Source organism: Halanaerobium sp., assembly GCF_003070835.1.
Window position 1 is genome coordinate 1 of sequence record NZ_QBLR01000297.1, and the last position, 4,126, is coordinate 4,126.

Consider the following 4,126-nt stretch of genomic DNA (forward strand, 5'->3'; position numbering starts at 1 on the left):
CACTTTAATCAGTGAAATGAAGTTTACTAAAGATATTGAGCCAAAGAAATTACGGAAAAGATTTGATAAAATTATCTTCACTAGAGATAGAATGACCTGGAATGAATTAATTGAAAGAACTGCTACTGAAACAAGATGGCTGTGGCATAAACCTGATGCTCTTGAGGAACTAAAGGAAGATTCTCTGCAGAAAGAAATCTGGTTTAAAGACGGCAACTATATTGATAAAACTCCTCCAAAAAAAGAAACTAATGTTAATGTTACTAAAATGAGCACTGTAAGTGAAAATGGTATTTCTACATTGCGCATTACTCCAGTTAATGCAGATGAAGTTTATTATGAGATAGGTCAAGAGCCGACTAAAGCTTCTAAAAAAGTAGAAAACTATAACTCATTTGAAGCAACTGATTTAGTCTATTACTTTTTAGCAGTTGATTCAGATGGTGTTAATGAAACTGGGGATCCTGTAAGATGGGAGAATGATATAAATCTGCAGTATAAAGAGCTAACAATTAAAGGGAAAGATGCCCTAAAACTACAGGCAACACCAAGTAATTGTGAAATCAGATATACTACAGATGGTTCTTCTCCAAAAGAAAATGGAGGCGTTTATCAGGAACCAATTATTATCCCTGAAGATGCAAAATATATTCAGGCAGTTGCAGTAAATGAAGAACATGATATAACATCTGATGTTCTGCAGTATAAAATATCAAATAAAAAAGTTACAGTTGATAAAGATAAGCCTGTCAAATTAACAGAAGCTCAAACTCCAAAAGGTACAAAAGCAACATATGAGGAACTTGAATTTTTAAATGAAACTAATGCCAGCTTTAAGCAGGCACAGTTTATTATCACCGGCAGAGGTAAAGCTGATTTTTCTTTAACTTTTATGATAGACAAAGTAGAAATAGATGATATGAATATGTTAGAAGAACAACTAAAAAATATTAAAGATAATTTTGTTGGAGAAAAGCCCCATGATTTAACTGCTAATATTACAGGGATAAAATTCAAAAGCGGCAGAGATTTTTTAAGATGGCTTGAAAAAAATGAATTCAACCTAGAAATGTATAAAAATAGATTTAGCCAACATTAAGGAGATGATCTTTTGAGTCAAGTAAAAACCTATGGATTTGGTTTTAATCCAAAAGAAACCAATCATCATTTCCTCTTAGAAATACCAACTGGAAATGCTAAAATAACAGTATATGAGAGATTTAATTGGGATCAAGATGAACAGGTTAGTGATTTAAATGATAAAGACAAAAAAGTAATTTTAAGTAAGACTAAATGGAATAAAGTTAAAAATGTCATCAAAAAAGAATTTAATAGACGCTTAAAAGATGAAGGTCTTCCAGCAAGAGATTTTGACAGCTATTATGTACCTTTAGAACGTTTATATGGTAAAGAATTAATGCTTCTGCTGTGGTCTATAGAAAATGCTGAAGTTGGTGTTATTGATTTAGCTATCAAAAACTGGTTGGGGTTATCACCTGAAGAGAGATGGTGGCTTTTTACAATGACTAATGCTTCAACAGGCCACTACAGCGACAACCGCGGCTGGAGGATAGCTTTAAGATATGCACTTACAGAAAATCCTGTAGATAATAAATTAGCAGGCAGCTTTGTGCAGAGATTATTTTAATATAAATTAAAAAAATGTCAGAGGAGGATTATTTTGTTAGATTATAATAAATCATTTATTGAAGTTCAATTTCCTGTATCAAGAATATCTAAAGAAAGTTACAAAGAAAGAAAAGCCGGTGCTAGTCAAACACTTACTGGTTTAGGAAAATGGTGGGGAAGAAAACCCCTGGTTATGGTTAGAGCAGCCTTATTGGGGATTTTAATGCCTGTTTCAGATGATTACACTAAAGACAGAGACATATTTCTTAAAATAATGACTATGGATGAAGAAGGACTTTGGTTAAGAAAATATAAAAACATTTCTAAAAAGAAATTATGGCAGCTGACTACTGAAGAAGAAAGGAAAAAATACTTTAGAGAGGGATCCACTGCTAAAAAACCTAAATATCCTAAAGGAATGTCAAGAGAAAATAAGAAAGCTATGAAAGAAGAACTTCAGAGAATAGCTTTTAATAGATTATCATATGATGATAAATTAAGCTACTGCAGAAGGCCAGAAGATGTGGAATTAACAGATGAAAAAGAATGGGGAATTATTAATGATCATTTAGAAACTAATTCTTCTAATTTGCAGGAATTAATAAAAGAATTGGGAGAAAAAAGATTTGGTCATACTCCTAAAGTTGGTGACTGCTTTTCAGGTGGGGGGTCTATTCCTTTTGAAGCTGCAAGAATGGGAGCAGATTCATTTGGTTCTGACTTAAATCCAATAGCTGCGTTATTAACTTGGGCTTCATTAAATATTGCTGGTGCTTCTGATGAGGAGATTGAAGAATTAAAAAAATATCAAAAACAAGTGTTTTCTAAAGTCAAAGAACAAATTTCAAAGTGGGATCTTGAGGAAAATAATATAGGGCATACACCGGTATTCTATCTTTATTGTAATGAAACGGTATGTCCAGAATGCGGGTATACTGTACCCTTATTACCTTCTTTTATAATTGCTCAAAAATCAAAGACAATTGTTAAAATTAATGAAACTGATAGAAAAAAATATTCATTTGAGATAAATACAAATGTTAGCGATGAAGAATTTAAAACTATTGATAAAAAAGCTACAATTAGTAATAATAAATTAATTTGTCCACATTGTAATAAAACCACCCCTATATCGAGTATTAGAGGGGATAAAAAGTTAAATGGAGAAACTATTTATGGATTGGAATCCAACAATAATGTTTTTAATAATAAATTATATGCTATACAATATGAAGATAATAATAATGATAGATATTATGTTTCTCCTAATAAAAAAGTGTTAGATCAGGAAAAGAAAATCAAAAAGTTATTGTCTGAAAGATTTGATGAATGGCAAAAAAAAGGTTATATCCCTAAAATGAATATAGAATCAGGTGATAAAACTGATGAACCAATTCGGACTAGGGGTTGGGAATATTGGAATCAACTATTTAACTCTAGACAGTTGTTAATTAATGGATTGTTTTCAAAATATGTTGATGAATTATCAAAAACCAAAAAAGAGTATGCAATTGGAATTTTAGGAATAAATAAAATTAGTAATTTTAATTCTAAATTAAGCAGATGGGCATCTTTAAGAGAACATAACATTGATACTTTTTATAATCAAGCATTAAATCCTTTATATGATTATAGTGCTAGAGCAATGAGCCAATTAAATAATACCTGGAATTTTGATATAAACAATACTTTAATAAAATCTAATAAAAAAGTTAGTTTAAAGAATGCAGAAGAAATAAATTTTGAAAGAGATATATGGATAACTGATCCACCGTATGCTGATGCAGTAAATTATCATGAATTATCAGAGTTTTTTCTTGCTTGGGATAAAAAATTATTAGAAAAAGCTTTTCCGGAATGGTACACTGGATCAAAAAGAGTACTAGCGGTAAAAGGAAAAGGACAATCATTTAATAAAAGCATGGTTAATATATATAAAAATTTAGCTGATAACATGCCTAATAATGGTTATCAAATAGTAATGTTTACTCATCAAGACGTAAAAGTTTGGTCTATATTAACTATGATATTATGGGTATCTGGCTTAAAAGTTAATTCTGCTTGGAATATATCTACCGAAACTAATTCTGGCGGATTAAAAGAAGGTAATTATGTTAAAGGAACTGTATTATTAGTTCTTCAAAAACAAACCTCAGATGATTTTGCTTTTCAGGATGAAGTTTATGATGAAATTCAAATTGAAGTTCAAAAAATGATTGATTCAATGAAGGGAATCGATTATAAAGATATTCCTGATTTTACTGATGCTGATTATCTGCTTGCCTCTTATGCGGCAGCATTAAAGGTATTGACTGGTTATGGAGAGATTGATGGAATAGATCCTGAATATTGGCTTTTTGAAGAAAGAAATGAAGAGAATCCTGTTGAAAAATTGATCAAAAAAGCTCGTGATGTAGCTAACAGCTACCTTATTCCAGAAGAATTTGAAAAAAATCACTGGTTTGAGTTATCGAATGCTGAAAGATTCTTTATTAGA

Annotated in this window: 3 protein-coding genes; all 3 read left to right on the plus strand. The window is 30.6% G+C overall.

Annotation, left to right across the window (positions count from 1 at the left end; genetic code table 11):
- The coding region (locus CI949_RS17730; RefSeq protein ID WP_290768813.1) for a chitobiase/beta-hexosaminidase C-terminal domain-containing protein at positions 1 to 1,099 on the plus strand (1,099 nt) is incomplete at its 5' end.
- Positions 1,100 to 1,111: 12 nt separating this feature from the next.
- Positions 1,112 to 1,648, plus strand: coding sequence for a DUF3780 domain-containing protein (locus CI949_RS17735; protein WP_290768816.1), 537 nt, complete (start codon positions 1,112 to 1,114; stop codon positions 1,646 to 1,648).
- A gap of 33 nt (positions 1,649 to 1,681) precedes the next feature.
- Positions 1,682 to 4,126: anti-phage-associated DUF1156 domain-containing protein (locus CI949_RS17740; RefSeq protein ID WP_290768819.1), on the plus strand; the 2,445-nt coding region annotated here is incomplete at its 3' end.